Origin of the sequence: Mesorhizobium sp. WSM4935 (assembly GCF_029625735.1) — a bacterium.
Lineage (GTDB): Bacteria > Pseudomonadota > Alphaproteobacteria > Rhizobiales > Rhizobiaceae > Mesorhizobium.
Map to the genome: position 1 here is coordinate 28,622 of NZ_JARTVR010000024.1, position 22,044 is coordinate 50,665.

Annotated in this window: 19 protein-coding genes; 12 read left to right on the plus strand and 7 right to left on the minus strand. The window is 65.0% G+C overall.

Going from position 1 to position 22,044, the window contains the following annotated elements:
- Positions 1–106 precede the first annotated feature (106 nt).
- Positions 107–769, plus strand: coding sequence for a YggS family pyridoxal phosphate-dependent enzyme (locus P9273_RS30520; protein ID WP_278052209.1), 663 nt, complete (start codon positions 107–109; stop codon positions 767–769).
- Between the two features lie 133 nt (positions 770–902).
- A complete protein-coding gene (locus tag P9273_RS30525; RefSeq protein WP_278052210.1) occupies positions 903–1,952 on the plus strand; it encodes an aldo/keto reductase in 1,050 nt (349 codons plus the stop codon).
- A gap of 63 nt (positions 1,953–2,015) precedes the next feature.
- On the opposite strand, the gene P9273_RS30530 is transcribed toward P9273_RS30525, so the two are convergent.
- Positions 2,016–2,921: a LysR family transcriptional regulator gene (locus P9273_RS30530; protein ID WP_278052211.1), complete on the minus strand. Its 906-nt coding sequence runs from the start codon at positions 2,919–2,921 to the stop codon at positions 2,016–2,018.
- On the opposite strand from P9273_RS30530, the gene P9273_RS30535 reads away from it, so the two are divergent.
- The 3 genes from P9273_RS30535 to P9273_RS30545 are packed head-to-tail and all read left to right on the plus strand — an operon-like array spanning position 2,803 to position 5,361.
- Positions 2,803–3,084, plus strand: coding sequence for a hypothetical protein (locus P9273_RS30535; protein WP_278052232.1), 282 nt, complete (start codon positions 2,803–2,805; stop codon positions 3,082–3,084). The genes P9273_RS30530 and P9273_RS30535 overlap by 119 nt on opposite strands.
- A 17-nt stretch (positions 3,085–3,101) precedes the next feature.
- Positions 3,102–4,289, plus strand: a complete 1,188-nt coding sequence (locus P9273_RS30540; protein ID WP_278052212.1) for an MFS transporter — start codon at positions 3,102–3,104, stop codon at positions 4,287–4,289.
- Between the two features lie 37 nt (positions 4,290–4,326).
- The gene (locus P9273_RS30545; RefSeq protein ID WP_278052214.1) at positions 4,327–5,361 is read left to right on the plus strand and encodes an aldo/keto reductase; all 1,035 of its coding nucleotides are present in this window, start codon (positions 4,327–4,329) and stop codon (positions 5,359–5,361) included.
- 35 nt (positions 5,362–5,396) lie between these two features.
- Here P9273_RS30545 and P9273_RS30550 read toward each other — a convergent pair whose 3' ends face one another.
- Positions 5,397–5,669: an usg protein gene (locus tag P9273_RS30550; protein WP_041004455.1), complete on the minus strand. Its 273-nt coding sequence runs from the start codon at positions 5,667–5,669 to the stop codon at positions 5,397–5,399.
- A 303-nt stretch (positions 5,670–5,972) separates the two neighbouring features.
- On the opposite strand from P9273_RS30550, the gene acs reads away from it, so the two are divergent.
- Together acs and P9273_RS30560 are read left to right on the plus strand one after the other, a co-directional pair.
- Entirely contained in the window at positions 5,973–7,928 is a 1,956-nt protein-coding gene (acs, locus tag P9273_RS30555; protein ID WP_278052215.1) for an acetate--CoA ligase, read from the plus strand.
- Complete coding sequence (locus P9273_RS30560; protein WP_278052217.1) at positions 7,928–8,674, plus strand: MOSC domain-containing protein; 747 nt, start codon at positions 7,928–7,930, stop codon at positions 8,672–8,674. Before acs ends, P9273_RS30560 begins: the two co-directional genes overlap by 1 nt.
- 12 nt (positions 8,675–8,686) lie before the next feature.
- Here P9273_RS30560 and P9273_RS30565 read toward each other — a convergent pair whose 3' ends face one another.
- From P9273_RS30565 to P9273_RS30575, 3 genes are all read right to left on the minus strand, one after another.
- Positions 8,687–9,955: an SAM-dependent methyltransferase gene (locus tag P9273_RS30565; protein ID WP_278052218.1), complete on the minus strand. Its 1,269-nt coding sequence runs from the start codon at positions 9,953–9,955 to the stop codon at positions 8,687–8,689.
- 405 nt (positions 9,956–10,360) lie between these two features.
- Complete coding sequence (locus tag P9273_RS30570) at positions 10,361–11,776, minus strand: pilus assembly protein (RefSeq protein WP_278052220.1); 1,416 nt, start codon at positions 11,774–11,776, stop codon at positions 10,361–10,363.
- A 372-nt stretch (positions 11,777–12,148) separates the two neighbouring features.
- Positions 12,149–13,018 (minus strand): transglutaminase-like domain-containing protein, encoded by an 870-nt coding sequence (locus P9273_RS30575; RefSeq protein ID WP_278052222.1) that lies wholly within the window; start codon positions 13,016–13,018, stop codon positions 12,149–12,151.
- 171 nt (positions 13,019–13,189) lie between these two features.
- Here P9273_RS30575 and P9273_RS30580 point away from each other — a divergent pair, with 171 nt between their 5' ends.
- Positions 13,190–13,855, plus strand: coding sequence for an HAD-IA family hydrolase (locus tag P9273_RS30580; protein ID WP_278052223.1), 666 nt, complete (start codon positions 13,190–13,192; stop codon positions 13,853–13,855).
- Here P9273_RS30580 and P9273_RS30585 read toward each other — a convergent pair.
- Complete coding sequence (locus P9273_RS30585) at positions 13,852–14,073, minus strand: DUF1674 domain-containing protein (protein WP_278052224.1); 222 nt, start codon at positions 14,071–14,073, stop codon at positions 13,852–13,854. The genes P9273_RS30580 and P9273_RS30585 overlap by 4 nt on opposite strands.
- 90 nt (positions 14,074–14,163) lie before the next feature.
- Between P9273_RS30585 and htpX the strand changes: the two genes are divergently transcribed.
- The 4 genes from htpX (at position 14,164) to purH (ending at position 20,157) form a co-directional block, all read left to right on the plus strand.
- Positions 14,164–15,189: a zinc metalloprotease HtpX gene (gene htpX, locus P9273_RS30590; RefSeq protein WP_278052225.1), complete on the plus strand. Its 1,026-nt coding sequence runs from the start codon at positions 14,164–14,166 to the stop codon at positions 15,187–15,189.
- Positions 15,186–16,559 (plus strand): RsmB/NOP family class I SAM-dependent RNA methyltransferase, encoded by a 1,374-nt coding sequence (locus tag P9273_RS30595; RefSeq protein WP_442920272.1) that lies wholly within the window; start codon positions 15,186–15,188, stop codon positions 16,557–16,559. Before htpX ends, P9273_RS30595 begins: the two co-directional genes overlap by 4 nt.
- 126 nt (positions 16,560–16,685) lie before the next feature.
- The gene (locus P9273_RS30600; protein WP_442920273.1) at positions 16,686–18,476 is read left to right on the plus strand and encodes a heparinase II/III family protein; all 1,791 of its coding nucleotides are present in this window, start codon (positions 16,686–16,688) and stop codon (positions 18,474–18,476) included.
- A 64-nt stretch (positions 18,477–18,540) separates the two neighbouring features.
- A complete protein-coding gene (purH, locus tag P9273_RS30605; RefSeq protein WP_278052227.1) occupies positions 18,541–20,157 on the plus strand; it encodes a bifunctional phosphoribosylaminoimidazolecarboxamide formyltransferase/IMP cyclohydrolase in 1,617 nt (538 codons plus the stop codon).
- 151 nt (positions 20,158–20,308) lie between these two features.
- Here purH and P9273_RS30610 read toward each other — a convergent pair whose 3' ends face one another.
- Positions 20,309–21,721, minus strand: coding sequence for an MFS transporter (locus tag P9273_RS30610; protein ID WP_442920274.1), 1,413 nt, complete (start codon positions 21,719–21,721; stop codon positions 20,309–20,311).
- Between the last annotated feature and the right edge of the window lie 323 nt (positions 21,722–22,044).

Consider the following 22,044-nt stretch of genomic DNA (forward strand, 5'->3'; position numbering starts at 1 on the left):
ACGGCGAGCGGCCGGGGAATGTCGTCGCGGTGTTCACCATGGATTGCCGGACCCGTCAACTGTGGCGAGCCGGCGCCGGCGTTAAAACTATAGGCAGGATGGTGGCATGACGAGCACCGTAGAGCAGCTTCACGCGGTCAAGGCGAAGATCGCGGGCGCCGAGCGAGAGGCTAAGCGCGAGCCCGGCGCCGTCACGCTGGTGGCGGTCTCGAAGACCTTCGCGTCCGAGGATATCCGCCCGGTCATCGAGGCCGGCCAGCGCGTTTTCGGCGAGAACCGCGTGCAGGAAGCCCAGGGCAAATGGCCGGCGCTGAGGCAGGCATTTCCTGATATCGAGCTGCATCTGATCGGCCCGCTGCAGTCCAACAAAGCGAAGGAAGCCGTCGCGCTCTTCGATGTCATCGAGACCGTCGACCGCGAGAAGATCGCCGCTGAGCTTTCAAAAGAAATGGCCCGGCAGGGCCGGGCGCCAAAACTCTATGTCCAGGTCAACACCGGCTCCGAGCCGCAGAAGGCCGGCATCGAGCCGCGTGAGGCGATCGCCTTCGTAAAACGCTGCCGCGAGGTGCATGGCCTCGCCATCGAAGGCCTGATGTGCATCCCACCGGCCGACGAGAATCCCGGCCCGCATTTCGCGCTGCTGGACAAGATCGCCCGCGAAGCGGGTGTCGCGAGGCTCTCGATGGGCATGTCGGGCGATTATGAAACCGCGATCGCCTTCGGCGCGACCAGCGTCAGGGTGGGCTCGGCGATCTTCGGAAGCCGCTAAGCGCCTCGACCGCTCGTAACGATCTCGTTACCGACCGGCCAATCGAACGATAACACCGGCGCCAGCACTTGAAACGAAACGGGCCGTTCCTATTTGCCTGTCGTCATCAATCACTTTCTCGGGGAATCCCACCATGCGCTACAATCAGCTTGGCAACACCGGCCTGTTTGTCTCCGAACTCTGTCTCGGCACCATGACCTTCGGCGCCGCGGGCGAGAATGCCCAATGGGGCCTGATCGCCAGCCTGGACCAGAAGGGCGTCAACGAGATCGTCGCCCGCTCGATCGCGGCCGGCGTCAATTTCTTCGACACGGCCGACGTCTATTCCTTCGGCCAGTCCGAGCAATTGCTGGGACAGTCGCTCAAGGATCTCGGCGTGAAACGTTCCGACGTCATCATCGCCACCAAGGTGCATGGCGCCATGGGTAACGGGCCGAACGAACGCGGCTCCTCGCGCGGCCACATCATGGATTCTGTCGACGGCAGCCTGAAGCGGCTTCAGCTCGACCATATCGACCTCTACCAGCTGCACGGCACCGACACGGTGACCCCGATCGACGAGACGCTGCGGGCGCTCGACGATCTCGTGGCCAGCGGCAAGGTGCGTTACGTCGGCGTCTCCAACTGGCAGGCTTGGCGCATCGCCAAGGCGCTGGGTCTTGCCGAGCGCAAGGGCTTTGCCCGCTTCGAGACGATCCAGTCCTATTACTCGATCGCCGGCCGCGATCTCGAGCGCGAGATCGTGCCTTTGATCAACGAGGAAAAGCTCGGCCTCATGGTCTGGTCGCCGATGGCCGGCGGGCTGCTCTCCGGCAAATACGGTCCCGGCGCGCCGGGCAATGGCGAGGGCCGCCGCGCTTCCTTCAACTTCCCGCCGGTCAATGAGGACCGCGCCTGGGCGGCGGTTGCCGTCATGCGCGAGCTCGCGAAGAAGCACGACGTCAGCGTCGCCACGGTGGCGCTGGGCTATGTTCTGGCAAAACCTTTCGTGATGAGCGTCATCATCGGCGCCAGCCGCATGGACCAGCTCGAGCAGAACCTGGCCGCGACGGGCTTGAAGCTCGACGCGGACGACCTCGCCAGGCTGGATGAGGTGAGCGCGCTGCCTGCCGAATATCCCGGCTGGATGCTGGAGCGGCAAGGCGCCGGCCGGCGTCCGGCGCCATTCGTGCCGAAGGCATAGTCCATCTTCCGGGTAAGTCGATTTCGGGAGCCGCGTGTCCGATGGACGCGCGGCTTTTCCATTTCAGATGCGCACTGTCTCTGCGAGAAAATCGAGAAAGGCGCGCACCCGGGCCGGCAGATGCTTGCCCTGGCCGACATAGACGGCATGCGTAAGCTCCACGTCGCCGGGGTTGAACTCCTCCAGCAGCGGCACCAGCCGCCCAGTGGCGATATCGGGCTCGACATGCCAGCGCGCCAGCCGCGCAATGCCCGCGCCGGCGAGCGTCGTCAGCCGCATCGCTTCGCCGTCGCTGACCGTCGAATTGCCGGCGATCGGAACCATGAGGGGCACGCCTTTCGCGTCCACGAACGGCAGACCGTCGATATGCCGCACGAAGCCGAAGGCGAGCAGGTTGTGGCGGGCCAGATCGGCCGGGGTCCGCGGCGTGCCGCGCGATTCGAGGTAAGCGGGCGCTGCGACGACAACCATCCGGCTCTGGCCGAGCTTGCGCGCCACCAAACGCGACTCGCTGAGCGGGCCGGCGCGGATGGCGACGTCGGCGCGCTCCTCCATCAGGTCGATGACGCTGTCGGTCAGCACTGCCTCGACCGAGATTTCCGGGTAGCGTTCGAGGAAGCGCGGCAACAGCGGCATCAGCCGGTGCTGGCCGAACGGCACATAGGAGTTGACCCTCAGCCTGCCGCGCGGCGCCGCGCCCGCCGCCGCTTCCCGTTCGGCCGCGTCGAGATCGGCAAGGATGCGTAGGCCGCTATCGTAAAAGGCGCTTCCCTCGGGCGTCAGCTGCAGCCGCCGTGTCGAGCGGCTTATCAGCCGCGCGCCAAGCCGCGCCTCGAGCCGCGCGATCAGCTTGCTCACCGCCGATGGCGTCATCCGTAATGCCCGCGCAGCGGCCGAGAAGCTGCCCGCCTCGACGACGCGAACAAACACTTCGATTTCGCCGGAACGGTTGATGTCGGCCCTTGCCATTCGTGAATCTATTTCACAGAAAATGTGCCTGATGCAAGGCTGGTTCACAGCTTGGCAGATCACGATCTTCTCCGTGCATGATCCCGGAAAGTGGAAACCGGTTTTCGGGAAAGATCATGCGCCAGCAAAGATCCGGGGCGCGGGATTGGCGTCCCGTTCCTGATCAACCGGACCGCAGCCATGCCTCTCGCTCTTTATGCCCTCACCGCCGGCGCCTTCGGCATCGGCGTCACCGAATTCGTCATCATGGGCCTGCTGCTCGACGTCAGCGCCGATCTCGGCGTCTCGATCTCGGCGGCGGGCCTGCTCATTTCCGGCTACGCGCTGGGCGTCGTCGTCGGCGCGCCGCTGCTTGGCGCGCTGACCGGCCGTCTGCCGCGCAAGACCCTGCTGCTTGCCCTGATGGTGGTCTTCACCATCGGCAACCTCGCCTGCGCGCTGGCGCCCGACTACTGGACGCTGATGGCGGCACGCGTGCTCACCGCCTTCGCCCATGCTTCCTTCTTCGGCGTCGGCTCCGTCGTCGCCACCAGCCTTGTCGCGCCCAACCGGAAGGCCTCGGCCATCGCGCTGATGTTCACCGGCCTCACCGTCGCCAACATCCTCGGCGTGCCCTTCGGCACCTGGCTCGGCCAGGCCTATGGCTGGCGCTCCACCTTCCTCGCCGTCACGCTGGTCGGCGTCGTAGCCTTCGCCGTCATCGCGCTGCTGGTGCCGCGCGACGAGCCCGCCGCGACGGACGTTGAGGAGAGCTCCGAAGGCACGCTTGCCGTGCTCGGCCGCCGGCCCGTGCTGCTTGGCCTTCTGACCACTGTGCTGAGCTGGGTCGGCGTCTTCGCCGCCTTCACCTATCTGGCGCCGATCCTCACCCGCGTCACCGGTTTTTCGGAGGGAGCCGTGTCGCCGATCCTGCTTGTCTTCGGCGGCGGGCTGGTGGCGGGCAATCTGCTCGGCGGACGCCTCGCCGACCGGCATCTGGTGCCGACGGTCGTCGGCACGCTGGTCGCACTGTCGGCGGTGCTGTTCGTCATGACCGCCGCGATCCACCAGCCGATCGCGGCGGTCGCCGCCGTCGGCTTGCTGGGTGCCGCCGCCTTCGCCACCGTCGCGCCGCTTCAGATGTGGGTGCTGGAGAAGGCCAAGGGCGCCGGCCAGGGCTTGGCATCCTCCTTCAACATCGCCGCCTTCAATCTCGGCAACGCCATCGGCGCCTGGCTAGGCGGCTTCGTCATCGACCACGGTCCCGGTCTCGGCGCCGTCCCCCTCGTCGCCGGCCTCGTGCCGCTCGCCGCGCTCGGCGTCGTGCTCATGGCGCTGCGCCTCGAACGCGGCGGCGCGATCGGTAAGCCGGTCACCGCGCAGTGCTGAGCGCTGATCCTTTCGACATCCAATCAGGAGAAAAAAGATGGATTATCGACCTCTCGGCGCCTCCGGCCTGAAAGTGCCGGCCCTTTCCTTCGGCGCCGGAACTTTTGGTGGCTCCGGCCCGCTCTTCGGCCATTGGGGCAACAGCGACGCGAAGGAGGCGCGCCGGCTGGTCGACATCTGCTTGGAGGCAGGCGTCAACCTCTTCGACACGGCCGATGTCTATTCCAACGGCGCGTCGGAGGAGGTGCTTGGCGAGGCGATCAAGGGCCGCCGCGACGCGGTGCTGATCTCGACCAAGACATCCCTGCCGATGGGCGACGGCCCAGGCGACTGGGGCTCGTCGCGGTCGCGCCTGATCCGCTCCGTCGATGCGGCGCTGAAGCGCCTCGGCATGGACTACATCGACCTTTTGCAGCTTCATGCTTTCGACGCCTCGACGCCGGTCCAGGAGGTGCTGTCGGCGCTGGATGACCTCGTGCGCTCCGGCAAGCTACGCTATGTCGGCGTCTCCAATTTCTCCGGCTGGCAGGTGATGAAGTCGCTCGGCCTTGCCGACAGGCACGGCTACCCGCGCTACGTTGCGCATCAGGTCTATTACTCGCTGGTCGGGCGCGACTATGAATGGGAGCTGATGCCGCTCGGTCTCGACCAGGGCGTCGGCGCGCTGGTGTGGAGCCCGCTCGGCTGGGGCCGGCTCACCGGCAAGATCCGCCGCGGCCAGCCCTTGCCGGAAAAGAGCCGACTGCACGACACCGCCGCTTTCGGCCCGCCGGTCGAGGACGAGCATCTCTTCAAGGTGGTCGATGCGCTGGAAGCGGTCGCCGCCGAGACCGGCAAGACCGTGCCGCAGATCGCCATCAACTGGCTCTTGCGGCGCCCGACCGTATCGTCGGTGATCATCGGCGCGCGCAACGAGGAGCAGTTGCGGCAGAACCTCGGCGCCGTTGGCTGGACGCTGACGCCGGAGCAGATGAAGAGGCTGGATGAGGCAAGCGCGGTGAACGCGCCGTATCCCTATTTCCCCTATCGGCGCCAAGAGGGCTTTGCCCGGCTCAACCCGCCGGCGGCCTGACCCTTGGCGATTGCACTGGATGGCGGCGAGGCCGTTCAGTGCAATCGAAACTCCCCGTCCACCTTCCGCCACTCGTTCGGCGCGATCAGCTTCTGGTGCGTGTAGGTCACCGAATGCAGCGGGCCGTCGAGCTTGGTCTTCCAGAATTCGATGAAGCGGATCAGCACCGGGAATTCCGGCGCTATGTCATAGTCCTGCCAGACATAGCTTTGCAGCAAATGCGGGTGGTCGGGGTAGTGATAAAGGATCTTGGCGGTGGTCAGCCCGTATCCCCTGAGCATCAGATCCATTTCGGAATTGTCGCGCATTGCGTTGCCTTGGTTGATTCTCCTTCCTCCCAACGCTGAATTGTGCGCACGGTTGCTTAATTGTCTATGGATTTTTGCGAGGTTCTTCAAAATTTTTGTCGTTAAAACAGGAGGTTAGCAGCCGATTCGCGAGAGTGCTAATAGCTGGTTGAATTGCCCCTGCGTCATCCCGCCGCGCGAATCCAACGTCTAATATTGCCGTCACGGCGGAACTGTTAATAATGGCCGCGAATTCGCGGCCGCTTCGCCGCGATGCCGTCGGCATTTCAAGCTGGCGGAATGGTCCCGGAGGAAAGCTGAAAAATGTCCGATGTGCATGTTCACCGCGTCCAACCGGCGTGGAAGAAGAACGCGTTGATCGACAACGACACCTATCTCAAATGGTATGCCGACAGCGTGAAGAACCCGGACAAGTTCTGGGGCAAGCATGGCAAGCGCATCGACTGGTTCAAGCCTTTCACCAAGGTCAAGAACACCTCCTTCGACGGCAAGGTCTCGATCAAGTGGTTCGAGGACGGCCAGACCAACGTCTCCTACAATTGCATCGATCGGCACCTGAAGAAGCGCGGCGACCAGACCGCGATCATCTGGGAGGGCGACAACCCTTACGACGATCGCAAGATCACCTATAATGAGCTTTATGCGCATGTGTGCCGCTTCGCCAATGTGCTGAAGAAGCACGGCGTCAAGAAGGGCGACCGCGTCACCATCTACATGCCGATGATCCCCGAAGCGGCCTATGCGATGCTTGCCTGCACTCGGCTAGGCGCGATCCATTCGGTGGTCTTCGGCGGCTTCTCGCCGGACGCGCTCGCCGGCCGCATCGACGATTGCAAATCGACCATCGTGATCACCGCCGACGAGGGCCTGCGCGGCGGCAAGCCGATCCCGCTCAAGGACAACACCGACAAGGCGATCGAGATCGCCGCCAGGGCCGGCACCAAGGTCGAGAAGGTCGTGGTGGTCCGCCGCACCGGCGGCAAGACCGGTTGGGCGCCGGGGCGCGACGTCTGGTATCACGAGGAGGCCGCGACCGTTAAGGCCGACTGCAAGCCGGAGAAGATGAAGGCGGAAGACCCGCTGTTCATCCTTTACACCTCCGGCTCGACCGGCAAGCCGAAGGGCGTGCTGCACACCACCGGCGGCTATCTCGTCTATGTCTCGATGACGCACCAATATGTCTTCGACTACCATGACGGCGACATCTACTGGTGCACCGCCGATGTCGGCTGGGTGACGGGCCACAGCTACATCGTCTACGGGCCTCTGGCCAACGGCGCCACGACGCTGATGTTCGAAGGCGTGCCGAACTATCCGTCGCAGTCGCGCTTCTGGGAAGTGATCGACAAGCACAAGGTCAACATCTTCTACACCGCGCCGACGGCGCTGCGCGCGCTGATGGGCGCCGGTGACGCCCATGTGAAGAAAACCTCGCGCAAGTCGCTGCGCGTGCTGGGCACGGTCGGCGAGCCGATCAACCCGGAGGCCTGGGAGTGGTATTTCAACGTCGTCGGCAACGCCAAGGTGCCGATCGTCGACACCTGGTGGCAGACCGAGACCGGCGGCATCATGATCACGCCGCTGCCGGGCGCCACCGACCTCAAGGCGGGTTCGGCCACGCGGCCCTTCTTCGGCGTCAAGCCGCAACTGGTCGACGGCGAAGGCAAGGTGCTGGAAGGCGCCACCGACGGCAATCTCTGCATCAGCGATTCCTGGCCCGGCCAGATGCGCACCGTCTATGGCGACCACGACCGTTTCGTGCAGACCTATTTCTCGACCTACAAGGGCAAGTACTTCACCGGCGACGGCTGCCGCCGCGACGCCGACGGCTATTACTGGATCACCGGCCGCGTCGACGACGTCATCAACGTTTCCGGCCACCGCATGGGAACGGCCGAGGTGGAATCGGCGCTGGTCAGCCACGACCAGGTGTCGGAGGCCGCCGTTGTCGGCTACCCGCATGACATCAAGGGCCAGGGCATCTACTGCTATGTCACCCTGATGGCCGGCACCCAATCGAGCGAGGATTTGCGCAAGGAGCTGATCGCCCATGTGCGCAAGGAGATCGGCGCCATCGCCACGCCCGACAAGATCCAGTTCGCGCCGGGCCTGCCGAAAACCCGTTCGGGCAAGATCATGCGGCGCATCCTGCGCAAGATCGCCGAGGACGATTTCGGCGCGCTCGGCGACACCTCGACCCTGGCCGATCCGGCCGTGGTCGACGACCTCGTCGCCAACCGGCAGAACAAGAAGAGCTGATGGCGGGCGAGCTCGGCACCGTCAGCCAGCTCTGGCGCTATCCGGCGAGCTCGCTCGCCGGCGAGCGGCTTGATGCCATCTCCGTCGGGCTGAAGACCGTCGACGGCGACCGGCTGTTCGGACTGGTCGATGCGTCCGACGGCGAGATCGCCAGGCCCGACCGCGAAACCAAATGGCACAAGGTGCCGCTGATCCGCACCCGGCTGAGCGAGGACCGGCGGCTGGAAGTGGCCCTGCCCGGCGGCGGCTGGCTGCCGGCGCCCGGCCCGGAAAGCGACCGCGCGGTATCGGCCTTTCTCGGCTTCGACGCCTCGATCCGGCCGTTCGGCGCGGAGAACGCCGCCCCTGACTATGCCGGCCCGCGGACCGAGGCCCGCTATGCCAAGGCGCCGATCCATCTGCTCACCACCGCCTCGCTGGCCAGGCTGAAGGCGCTTCACCCGGAGGGCACGCCCGATCCGCGCCGCTTCCGGCCCAACATCGTCGTCGACATGGAACCGGTCGAAGGCGCCTTTCCGGAGACGGAATGGATCGGCAGGAAGCTCGCGGTCGGCGATCTGCTGCTCACCGTGTCCGAACCCTGCCGCCGCTGCGGCTTCACCATCATCGCCCAGGACGGCTTCGACACCGACCCCGGCATCCTGCGCAACCTGGTGCGCCACAACGCCCACAATCTCGGCGTCTATTGCACGGTCGATCGGCCCGCGCGGATCGAGATCGGCGCGCCGGTGCGCTTTATGGACTGAAGCGGGCAGGGTCTACCGGTACAAATCCGCCCGTGTCGGCGGCAGACCGCTCGGGCCGCGGGCGCGCTTGGTGGCCACTGTCTGAAAGATCTGCGCCGAGCCACGCTCGAAGGTGATCGAGCAACCCGTGAGATAGAGCAGCCACAGCCGCGCCTTGGGCTCGCCCACCTCGGCGACCGCCTCGTCGAAGCGCGCATGCAGGCGCTCGGCCCACAGCCGGCAGGTTCGCGCATAATGCTCGCGCAGGTTCTCCACGTCATAGACGAGGAAGCCGTGCGCCTCGAGATTGCCGAGCGTCATGCCGATCGTGTCGAGCTCGCCGCCGGGGAAGATGTATTTGATCAGCGCCTTGTATTCCGGCCCCTTGCGCAGCGTCTTCCTGATGTCGCCCTTGCTGCGCCTGGTGATGGCGTGGTGCAGATAGATCCCGCCGGGCTTCAGCAAACGGTGCACGGCCGAGAAGTAGGCCGCGTGGTTGGCAAGGCCCAGATGCTCGAACATGCCGATCGACGAGATCTTGTCGAAAGCGCCGGAGAGTTCGGCATAGGATTTCAGCTCGATGGTGATGCGGCCCTCCAGCCCCTCGGCGCGGATGCGCTCGCGGGCAAGGTCGGTTTGGGCTTGCGACAGCGAGACGCCGTGACCGACGACGCCGTAATGTTTCGCCGCATGGATGAGCATCGCGCCCCAGCCGCAGCCGATGTCGAGCAACCTTTCGCCGGGCTTCAGCCTGAGCTTGCGGCAGATATGGTCGAGCTTGTCGACCTGCGCCTGGTCGATCCCATTGGCGAAATCCTGGAAATAGCCGCAGCTATAGACCATGCGCTCGTCGAGGAAGAGCCGGTAGAAATCATTCGAAATGTCGTAATGGTGCTGGATCGCCTCCCTGTTCGATCCGCTGACGAAAGGCTTGCGGCCGGAAAGATCGCTGCGCGCCGTCATCTGCTTGCGCGAAAACAGCACCATTGGCAGGTCGCGCAGTATTGCCAGCTTGGGGAGGGATTTGAGCCTCGTCTTGAGCTTGCCTTGTGAAGGCAGAGCATAGAAATCGAACAGCGTGCCGTCTTCGATATCGACCGTCTTGGAAATCCACATCTCCACCAGCGTCGAGAAGGTCGGCCGGCGGAGCAGTTGCCAGACGATATCCTGGTCGTTGATGGCAAGCACCGGACCGCTGGCGGGTCCGATCCGCTCGCCGGTCCACAGCCTGACCGCGAAACCCGGCTTCAGCGTTTCGACGACCTTGCGTACGATCCGCGCGGCTCTGTCGGCGGCATCCATTCCCACCTCCCGCTATGTCGCATCCCCCCGAAGCCGCACTGTCGTCCACCGGCCTGTGGACCGCAATCCCGATCTGTTGCGCAAAAGCACCGCAAGCGCAGGTTTCCTGGCTCGAGGCATGAGCATTCCGTTGCGTCATCTTGTCTTTTGCGGCGACGCACCCCATCATCTGGGTGTGTTCAACGAACTGAAAGGAGGTGATCCGATGTCGAGTGATTTCGTTTTCCATAACGTGAGCTCTGCGGATTGCACTTCCGGGAAGCAGTCTTCCCGTTAAGGCGCGAGACGCGCGGCAGGTAGCCCGGAGGGGCCGCCGCCAGGAGCCGCGTCATGGACGGAAACACGGAAGGCCGCCGGCTTCGTCAAGAAGCGGCGGCCTTTTCCGTTTTGGGTCGGCACTGCAGATCAGCGGCTGATTGTGAGCTTCTCGATGTTGCGGCTGATTTCACCGAAGGCATGTGACAATTCGGCGCCGTTGGCGGCCTCGTAATAATGCTTGAGCGGCGAGGTGTCGTCAGTCGCGCAGTCCTTCAACACGGACTTGGCCTGATCGCGTTCTGTCGCGGTCATCGCCGGATCGCTGAGATCGAAGCCGATGGTGAAGATCTCGATGCCGTCGCGCTTCATGTTATCGCAGATGTTTTCGGCATTGGCGCGCGACTTCTGACCTTGATCCTGTGGCCGTGACGCGCCGCGTTCGCCGGCAAAGGCTGTGTTGAACTGGCCATCCGTCATCAGAATGGCGATCTTGGCCACCCTGTTCCGATCGAAGTTGGCGGGGCCGGCGCCCAAACGGGCGCTCGAGATTGCCGAGCGCCAGGCTGACGAGAGCATGTAGTAGCCCCATTGCACGGCAATACCGCCTGCGGTCACGCCTGCGGCCTGAAAATGATCGATCGCCGTGAGCAGCTTGTCCTCGTCGGCAGTCAGCGGAACCAGGGCAGCCGTAGGGCATACCCTCATGCGGTAGTCGCGGTTGACCTTGGCCAGATATATTTTGCCCCGATTATCCCGGCGTTGCGTGTAAGGCCCGTCCGACGAATAGTCGGCGTAGCCATCCTTGTCCTTGCGCTCGGTTGCGCAATTGTCGGACACCGTTGCGGAAATCGACATGGCGGCATCGATCGGCGGCGGCACTTTCGGCCCCGTCTCGGTCTCGACAAAAACGGTGTCAGCGAGGCCGCCGGTGTTGACGGCTTCGGCGTAGGGGATGATCGACACGCGAATGCGCGGATTGCTTGGATCCCGATTCTGATCCAGGAGATCCTTTACCGTCTGTGACGCTGCGATCTTTAGGTCGCCGATCTTGTTGGTCTTGGCGCGCCTGTCGGGCGCCATCGAACCGGTGACGTCGAGCATCATCGCCACCTCGACCGTCTTGTCCGAATAAAGCGCGGTGGTTGAGGCGGTCACGCGGCGCATGTTGTCGGTGCTGAACAGCGGGAAGAAGAGACCGACATCGACATGCGCGTCCGCCTGTACGGTGTTGGCTGTCCTGTTGACCGTAAGCTTGTCCAGCACGACCTGATCGGTCCGCAGGATGCCGGCCGCGCTGTTGGCGTCGAGGAATGCCTGCACCGTCTTGTTGGCGTCGGCTTCGGTGATGACGCCGAGGGTGAGATCGCGGGCCGTCGAGGTCACAGCGGCGTCGACGACGCCCTGCAAGCTCGACCTCGCATTGTAGAGCTGCGAGATATTGACCGCGAATCCCACCCCCAGCGCGAGGACCGATGCGGCAGCTCCGAACAGAACCGCGAAATTGCCTCCGCGATTGCGGGCAAAGCCGTCCACCCCACGAACGACACCTCTGAACTGCCGCATCCCTTCCGCCTCCACTGTCTGCGGCGCTGCGCCGCTCGGCCAGGGCATTGCAGGAATTCGGCCAGACCCGGCGGACAGCCGCCGAAAGACGCTCAACAGGCAGTTAATCCATTGTTTTAGCTGGCTTTCGGTAAATTTATGGGTGAACGGGAAGTAAACGAAAATGCGCTGGCGAGGTGACCTTCACGAAGCGCTTACCATGATCTCGAAAGCTGTCGCGGCCGTTCTCTCTTCGGCACAATCGACCTGTGCCGAAGCGGGTCAGCGTCCGCCATAAGCTGCGATGAAACAGCTGCAGCATAGGGTCTTTTGAGCGCAGCAAGCGCAGGAGGCGGTCCTTCGCAGGCCGGCCTTACCTGATATCAAACCAACCTAAGCCAGCATCTGCGCGCTGGCCGTCCGATTGACGCCATGGTGCGGAGGATTGAAGCGGTTGCCCTCCTGCTTGTAGGTCCAGACCTTGAACAGCGTAAGCCGGTGCGGGCCGAAACTGTGCAGCAGCGGCACGTCCGTGGCGTCGCGGCCGCGCGCAATGACGACGCGGCCGATGCGCGGCCGGTTGTGGCGCGGATCGAACGTGTACCATTTGCCGTCGAGGAAGACTTCCATCCAGGCCGAGAAGTCCATCGGCGCCGGGTCGGCGGGCACGCCGATATCGCCGAGATAGCCGTTCACGTAGCGCGCCGGGATGTTCATGCATCGGCAAAGCGCGATGGCCAGATGCGCGAAATCGCGGCACACCCCGACACGCTCCTCATGCGCCTGCGCCGCCGTGCGCGTGGCGCGCGCATAGCCGTAGCCGAAGGAGAGCCGGCTGTTGACGTAATCGACGATCGCCTGGACGCGCGCCCAGCCGGGCGGCAGCTGGCCGAAAAGCTGCCAGGCGGTGTTGCTGAGATGGTCGGTCTCGCAATAGCGGCTGCCGAGCAGATAGACCAGCACATCGTCCGGCAATTCCGCCACCGGCGTTTCGCGCGCCAGCGTGTTGACTTCGTCGGTCTCGCCGCTGTCCTCGACTGCCGCGTCGTAGAGGATGCGGAAGTTGCCTGCCGGCGCCGTGAAACGACGGCAGACATTGCCGTGGCCGTCGCGATAGGTCCGGGTCGGCACCGAGGGCGAGGTCAGAACCCGCGTCTGCCGCTTGATATCGGCATGGCGATCGGGATGGATGTCGAGAAGCGAGATGATCGGCGTCACCGCCGCGCATTCAATGGCGATTTCATAGCCGAGCCGGATCAGCATCGCGTTCCCCCTTGGTGATTTTGGAAGACTGCCTGTTCAACGCCGGGAACCGGAGCTTGTTCCGGCGCCCTAAGTCGAAATGGCAGTGTCTCGCCTTCCCAGGCGGTGTTGCCCGGTCTAAACTGGGTTTTGCGTTTCGCCCTCCCCGAAAACGATTCTCCAGGACATCCGATGTTTGCAGGCTCAAAGTTCGCCGCCTTCCTGTTCGACATGGACGGCACGGTGCTCAACTCGATCGCCGCGGCGGAACGGGTGTGGACGGCGTGGGCAAACCGGCATGGCCTCGATGTCGCGGCCTTCCTGCCGACGATCCATGGCAGGCGCGCGCGAGAGACGATCTCCGCGCTGAAACTCCCCGGCGTCGATCCGGTGGCGGAGGCGGATCTGCTGCTCAAGGCCGAAGCCGACGATCTCGAAGGCATCGTACCGATTCCCGGCGCCGTCGCATTCCTGGAATCGCTGCCGCCGGAGCGCTGGGCGATCGTCACCTCGGCGCCGCGCGAACTGGCGCTGCTGCGCATCAAGGCGGCCGGCATTCCGGTTCCCGCCATGATGGTCACGGCCGAAGATGTCACCCATGGCAAGCCGGCGCCGGACTGCTTCCTGCTGGCGGCAAAGCGTCTCGGCGTCGAGGCGCGCGACTGCCTGGTCTTCGAGGACGCGCCGGCGGGCATCGCCGCGGGCGAGGCTTCCGGCGCGTCGGTGATGGTGATCAGCGCCACGCATGTCCATCCGCTCGTCACGCCGCACCCGATGATCCGTTCCTATGACGAAATCGGCATCGCGCTGGACGACAGTGGCTGGATTGCGCTCGCGCCCGAGCGTGCCGTTGCTTAAAAGTCGCTGGTCAGGCCCTTGACCTCCCAGTCGCCGTAGCGGCCGGGTTCCTTGCCGCCGCGGCCGCCGATCTCCTTCGGCAGACGGGCTTCGGCCTCGCGGTACGACCGGCGCCGCGCTTCGGCTTCGGCCAGCGCGCGCTGCGCTTCCGGCCTCAGTGACTTCTGCTGCTTCTCGGCCTCGCTGCTCGCTTCGGTTTTGCTTGGTTCTTCGGTCATGCGATAAGTCCTTGCCGATTGAAACACGGGCCGGTGTTTCCCATCATATAGCCATGACGCAATCAGGATCGACCCCCAACGGATGAAACGATGAACACGCTTCGCACCGCAATGCTTCTTGCCGCGATGACGGCGCTGTTCATGGGCGTCGGCTATCTGATCGGCGGCTCGGGCGGCATGGTCATCGCGCTTTTGATCGCCGCCGGCACCAATCTGTTCAGCTATTGGAACGCCGACAAGATGGTGCTGTCGATGAACCGCGCCATCGAGGTCGACGAGAAGAACGCGCCCGAATATTACGCGATCGTCCAGGCACTGGCCAAGCAGGCCGGCCTGCCGATGCCGAAGACCTATCTGATCGACAACCCGCAGCCCAACGCCTTCGCCACCGGCCGCAATCCGGAGAACGCCGCAGTGGCCGCGTCCACCGGCCTGCTCGAGCGGCTCTCCCATGAAGAGGTCGCGGCGGTGATGGCGCATGAGCTTGCCCATGTGCAGCATCGCGACACGCTGACCATGACGATCGTGGCGACGCTTGCCGGCGCCATCTCGATGCTCGGCAATTTCGCCTTCTTCCTCGGCGGCAGCCGGGAGAACAACAATCCGTTCGGTTTTGTCGGCGTGCTGGTGGCTATGCTGGTCGCGCCCTTCGCCGCCATGATCGTGCAGATGGCGGTGAGCCGCACGCGCGAATATGAGGCCGACCGGCGCGGCGCGGAGATCTGCGGCCACCCGCTATGGCTGGCCTCGGCGCTTAACAAGATCGCGCGCGGCGCCGAACAGATTCCCAATGAGGATGCCGAGCGCAATCCGGCGATGGCGCATCTTTTCATCATCAACCCCCTGCATGGCGAGCGCATGGACAATCTGTTCTCGACGCATCCGAGCACCGAGAACCGCATCGCGGCACTGCAGGAGATGGCGCGCGCGATGGGGAGCACCGCGCCGGCCAATCGGCGTGAGGCTTCTCCGCCACCCGTCGAGCCAGAGGAGCTTCCGGCCGGTCCATGGGGCAAGCGGCCAGAGCCCGCGCCGCCTCCGCAGCCCAAACCCAACCCCTGGGGCCGTAACCCGACCGGACCGCGCAATGCGGGGCGCAGGGGCCCCTGGTCGTGACGCCGCCGAGGCGCGGGCATTCAGCCAATCCGCGACACAAGGCCGGTGACGAGATAGCCGGCCTTGCCGCGCGCAAGGCGGCGGCGCGGCTGCTTGCTGCCGTCATCGATGCCCGCACGCCGCTCGACGGGTTGACCGATAACGAGCACGGCCACCCGCAATACAAGGCGCTGGACGGCCGCGACCGCGCGCTGGTGCGCGCCATCCTGGTGACCGCGCTGCGCCACCGCATGACCATTGCCGGGCTGCTGGCGAAGCGGCTGGAAAAGCCGCTGCCGGCCAACGCTACGGCGCTCTCGCATATCCTCAACGTCGCCGCCGCGCAGATCCTGTTTCTCGATGTTCCGGACAGCGCCGCCGTCGACCTTGCCGTCACCCACGCCAAATCCGACCCGCGCACCACGCGCTTCTCCGGCCTCGTGAACGGCGTGCTGCGTTCGCTGGCCCGTGCCAAGGACGCCGAGCTTGCCCCGGCGCTTGCCGCGACCGGCGAGGCGCCGCAATGGTTCGCCGAACGGCTGACCGCCGCTTATGGAGCCGACAAGGCGCGCGCCATTCTTGCCGCGCATCGCCATGAGGCGCCGGTCGATTTCAGTGTCAAGACCGATCCGGCGCTCTGGGCCGAGCGCCTGGGCGGCATCGTGCTGCCGACCGGCACGGTGCGTGTCGAGAAGCTTTCGGCAAACGTCGCCGATCTGCCCGGTTTCGCCGACGGCGCCTGGTGGGTGCAGGACGCAGCCGCAAGCTTGCCGGCGCGCCTGTTCGGCGACATCCGTGGCCAGCGCGCCGCGGACCTCTGCGCCGCGCCCGGCGGCAAGACGGCGCAGCTTATCCTGGCCGGCGCCAGCGTGACGGCCGTCGACACCTCGAAGAACCGGCTGGCGCGGCTCAAGCAGAATCTCGACCGCCTCGGCTTGGCGGCCGATCTCGTCCAGACCGACCTGCTCGATTACCGGCCGGAGCAATTGTTCGACGCCGTGCTGCTCGACGCGCCCTGCTCCTCGACCGGCACGGTGCGCCGCCACCCCGACGTGCCCTGGACCAAGACCGTGGCGGATGTCGAAAAGCTCGCCGATCTCCAGCGCAAACTCCTCGCTCACGCCGTTGCGCTCGTCAAACCCGGCGGCCGGATCGTCTTTTCCAACTGCTCGCTCGATCCGCTGGAAGGCGAGGAACTCTACCGGTCCTTCCTCGCCGAAACACCGGCGGCGATCGACGATCCCGTTGGTCCCGGCGAGTTCACCGGCATCGATCCTTTCCTGACGCCGGAGGGGACGCTGCGCACCACGCCGGCCGACCTGGCACTGGGACCGCCTGGAATTTCAGGCCTGGACGGCTTCTTCGCCGCGCGGATGAAGCGGACGGCTTGACGCATTATCTCATAAAATTTGCTGACTTTTTTAGGGATGGCACCGGCAAGACGGCGTGAAGTGGTTCACTTCGGCGAAATCTGCCTTCGCATAAGTTCTTGAATCACATAAGCTTGTGCTTGGGATATGGGGACACCAGGAGGGCTATTGGCACTTGTTGCCGGCAGCACGACGCGTCTTTGGACGCTTGTCGCGAGGGAGTTCTGGCGCAAAACGCGCCGGCGCCTCCGCGCCGGGCCGGTTTATCGCTGGCGCTATTCCGGGCGCACGCCCGAACGTGTCCTGATCGCCCCACCTGACCTCCGGCTCGCCGATCCGCAGATCGCGCTGGAGATCTATTACGGCCGCTACCCGCTGTCCGGCCACCTGGTCGAGACCGGCGGCAAGTCGCCTTTCCAGCTCGATGTGCCCAATCGCGGCTGGCAGAAATCGCTGCACGGTTTTCGCTGGCTGCGCCATATGCGCGCCACCGGCACCGAGCTTGCCGCCGCCAATGCCAGAGCGCTCGTGACCGACTGGATCGCCATGCACGGCAACCAGATTTCGGGCATCGCCTGGGAGCCGGGAACGACCGCCAAGCGCGTCATCGCCTGGCTGCAGCATTCCTCGGTGGTGCTGCAAGGCGCCGAATTTCCCTTCTATCGCGCCTTCCTCAAATCGCTCGCCGTGCAGATCCGCTACCTGCGCTCGATGGCGCGGGAGATGCCGGATGGCGAGGACAGGCTGCGCGCCCGCATAGCGCTCGCCTTCGCAGCGCTGTCGCTGCCGGCGCCGGCCTCGGCGCTGCGCACTGCCACGCGCAATCTGGCCGAGGAACTCGACCGCCAGATCCTGCCCGACGGCGGCCACATCTCGCGCAACCCGATGGCGGTGCTGGAGCTGCTGGCAGATCTCCTGCCGCTGCGCCAGACCTATGCCAACCAGGCCGAGGCGCCGCCCGCGGCGCTGATCGGCGCCATCGACCGCATGCTGCCGGCGCTGCGTTTCTTCCGCCACCAGGACGGCAGCCTCGCCCGCTTCAACGGCATGGGCGCCACCATCCACGACCGCATCGCCACCATCATGCGCCATGACGACACGGTCGGCGCGCCGCTGCTGCACGCGCCGCATTCCGGCTATGAGCGCCTGTCGATGGGCGGCGTGACGGTGATCGCCGACACCGGCCTGCCGCCGCCCATCGACGTCTCGAACACGGCACACGCCGGTTGCCTCGCTTTCGAGCTTTCGTCCGGACGCCAGCACTTCATCGTCAATGCCGGCATCGACACTTTCGGCGCGCCGGAATTCCGGCCGCTGGCCCGCGCCACCGCCGCGCATTCCACCGCCACCGTCAACGACACCTCGTCGGCGCGTTTCAGCCACTCGCTGCGCGTCAGCGACCTTTTGGGTTCGCCGCTGATCGGCGGCCCGCAGCACGTGCCCTGCAAGCGACTCGACCAGAAGGGCATGCATGGCTTCGTCGCCCGACACGACGGCTATGTCCAGCAATTCGGCCTCCTGCATGAGCGCGAGCTGAAGCTCGGCACGAACGGCAACGTGCTTGCCGGCCGCGACCGTTTCCTGCGCCCTGGCGGCGGAGCAATCCGCAACAATGGCCGCGACTTCGTCACGGTGCGCTTCCACATCCACCCCGATATCAGCCTGCTGCAGGACGACCACGACCGCCTGACGCTTGCCGCCGCGCAAGGCGACTGCTGGGTTTTCACTTGCGCCGAAGTGGCGCCGGAGGTCGAGGAATCGATCTATTTCGCCGGTCTGGGCGGTCCGCGCCGCAGCCGGCAGATCGTGCTCGCCTTCAAGGCTTCCGAAATTGCCGAGATCCACTGGCAGCTGACCCGCACCGTTGTCGCCGGCCATCCCGAGAACAACCGAGGTCCGGACAAATCCGGCTGCGCGCCTGATCCAAGACTCATTTGATTTCCGGAGCTCATATGCTAGGGCCGGCCAACGTCCCTTCCAACAGCTCTGAAAGGCCGCCTGCATGGCCGTGCCCACAAAAAACATTCCGGCGCCGGATCTCGTTCCGGTGCGCCGCGCGCTGCTCTCCGTCTTCGACAAGACCGGCCTGATCGATTTCGCCAAAGCGCTCGCCGCTGCCGGCGTCGAGTTGGTGTCGACAGGCGGCACGGCAAAGGCCATCGCCGAGGCAGGCCTTGCGGTGCGCGACGTTTCCGACCTCACCGGCTTTCCCGAGATCATGGACGGGCGGGTGAAGACCTTGCATCCGTCGGTGCATGGCGGACTGCTCGGCATCCGCGACGATGCCGATCATGCCAAGGCCATGCACGACCATCACATCGAACCGATCGATCTCGTCGTCTGCAATCTCTACCCGTTCGAGGAGGTCCGCCGCTCCGGCGCGGGCTATGCCTCGATCGTCGAGAACATCGATATCGGCGGTCCGGCCATGATCCGCGCCTCGGCCAAGAACCACGCCTATGTCGCCATCGTCACCGACCCGGCCGACTATGCCTCCGTCGTCAACGCGCTGGAGATGAATCTCGGCTCGCTGTCGCTCGACTTCCGCAAGATGCTGGCCGCCAAGGCCTTTGCCCGCACCGCAACTTACGACGCGGCGATCTCCGGCTGGTTCGCCGAGGCGCTGGAGGTCGAGCACCCGACATGGCGCGCTTTCGGCGGCCGTCTCGACCAGGTGATGCGTTATGGCGAGAACCCGCATCAGAATGCAGCGTTCTACCTCTCGGGCGACAGGCGGCCGGGCGTGGCGACGGCAAAGCAATTGCAAGGCAAGCAGCTCTCCTACAACAACATCAACGACACCGACGCCGCTTTCGAGTTGGTCGGCGAGTTCGACCCCGCCCGATCGGCGGCGATCGCCATCATCAAGCACGCCAACCCTTGCGGCGTCGCCGAAGGCTCGTCGCTGAAGGCGGCCTACGCCAAGGCGCTGGCCTGCGATCCGGTCTCGGCCTTCGGCGGCATCGTCGCCATGAACCGCATCCTGGACGCAAACGCGGCGGAAGAGATCGTCAAGACCTTCACCGAGGTCATCATCGCGCCCGACGCGACCGACGAAGCAGCCGCGATCGTCGCGGCGAAGAAGAATTTGCGCCTGCTGGTGACCGGCGGCCTGCCCGATCCGCGCGCCGCCGGCATAATGGTGAAATCCGTCGCCGGCGGGCTGCTTGTGCAAAGCCGCGACAACGCCGTGGTCGACGATCTCGAGCTGAAGGTGGTGACGAAGCGCGCGCCGACGCCGGCCGAACTGGCCGACCTCAAATTCGCCTTCCGCGTCGCCAAGCACGTGAAGTCCAATGCCATCGTCTATGCCAGGGACGGGGCGACGGTCGGCATCGGCGCCGGCCAGATGAGCCGCGTCGATTCTTCGCGCATCGCCGCCCGCAAGGCGCTCGACGCAGCCGAAGCCGGCGGCCTCGCCGAACCGCTGACCAAGGGTTCGGTCGTGGCCTCCGACGCCTTCTTCCCCTTCGCCGACGGGTTATTGTCGGCGATCGAGGCCGGCGCCACGGCCGTCATCCAGCCCGGCGGCTCGATGCGCGACGAGGATGTCATCGCCGCTGCCGACGAGCATGGCATCGCCATGGTGTTCACCGGCGTAAGGCATTTCAGGCATTGATGCTCGGCGGGGAGATGCTTCAAGAATTCGCGCCGCTGAGTCGATTGGTGCGGTTTTCGAGAACCGGAGCGGAGCGGACATTCAGGTCCGTGAGCACCGGAAGCGCAGAAAACCGCAGCAAGCAGCCAGCGGAGTAGAATTATCGAAGCATCTACTTCGGCTTGTCCGCCGGATAGGGCGTCCCCGCCAGGATCGCCATGCCGAGGCCGAGGAACAGGATGATCGCCGCCATGCCGAGCCGCGGCGAATCGCTCATGGTGGTGATGGTCGCCACCAGAAACGGCGCCAGGAAGCTGGTCGCCCGGCCGGCCAGCGCGTAGATGCCGAAATAGCGGCCCGACTCGGCGGCGGTGACACTGCGCGCCATATAGGAGCGCGACGAGGCCTGCACCGGGCCGAAGGCAAGGCCGATCAGCAGCCCATAGAGGATATAGGCTTTTTCGGCCGCGGTGCCGAACAGGCCGCCGGAATCGGCGGTCGACAGCGGAATCAGGCCGAGCAGCGTGAAACCCGGGCCGGTCGAAACGACGCCGATAGTGGCGACCGACAGCATCACCAGCGCGATCATCACCACCGCCTTGGAGCCAAGCGCCGTATCCAGCCGCGCCGCGATCCAGCAGCCGAAGATGGCGACGATGTTGAGGATGATGCCGAACAGGCCGATCTCGGTGATCGACCAATGGAACATGCCGGCCGCGAACGTGCCGCCGAGCGCGAGCAGCGCATTGACGCCGTCCTGATAGATCATGCGGGCCAGGAGGAAGCGCAGGATGCCGCTGCGCTGGCGCACTTCGGCAAGCGTCGACTTCAGTTCGGACAGGCCCTCGCGCACCGCCGGCCCGATCGGGATCCCCTTGGTGGCGTCGGGGGTGAAGAAGAACATCGGCAGAATGAACAGGAAATACCAGCCGGCCGACATCGGCCCGGTGAAACGCGCATCCTCGCCGAGTTTCGGATCGAGCCCGAACAACGGATCGAGGCCGATGATCGTCTTGCCGGTTTCGAGATTGCCGGCCAGGAACAGCACCACGAAGATCAGCGCTACCATTCCGCCAAGATAGCCGAGCCCCCAGGCGACGTTGGAGATCCGGCCGATCTCTTCCTTCGGCACCAGGCGTGGCATCATGGAATCGTTGAACACCGTCGAGAATTCGGCCGCAACCGAAGCCAGCGAGAACAACAGCACGACCAGGAACAGGTTCGAGCCCGGCGCCGCGAACCACAAAAGCGCAAGGCTGATGATCTTGATCGCGGCGAAGAAGGCGATCCACGGCTTGCGCGGCCCGGTCTGGTCGGCGATCGAGCCAAGCACCGGGGAGAGCACCGCGATGACCAGGCCGGCCGCGGCGATGCCGTAACCCCAGGCCGCCTGTCCGGCGGTCGGGTCGCTCGCCATGCGCGAGACGAAATAGGGCCCGAAGATGAAGGTGGTGACGACGGTGAAGAAAGGCTGCGCCGCCCAGTCGAAGAACATCCAGCCCCAGATGCCGCGCCCCGATGCCCGCTGCACTGTCTCTACTGCCGCCATGCTTTCTCCCTTGGCATCGCTCGCGTCGGGCGCCATGTCTGCATGTTTTCAGGCAGCGATGCAAATGAACAAGCTTGGCGCCAATTCCTCGCCCCACGAAGTGGGCTAGGGGATGCACACATCTTCTGTGACTGGCGTGACTGATCAGGCCTCGACTTGGTTGCCACGTGGTTCCCCCAATCCGTCGCCGCTTCGCAGCGCCACCTTTCCCCTTCCGGAGGGAAAGGAAGGGAGCGTTGCTGGGCGAGCGTTGACGGCAAAAAAGCGTGGCGCCTTTCCTCTCCCCGTCGATCGGGGGAGAGCGACTGTCTGGGCTGTCAAGTTGCATTTGCGAACTCGGTTCTCGCGTCGCGTGCTTT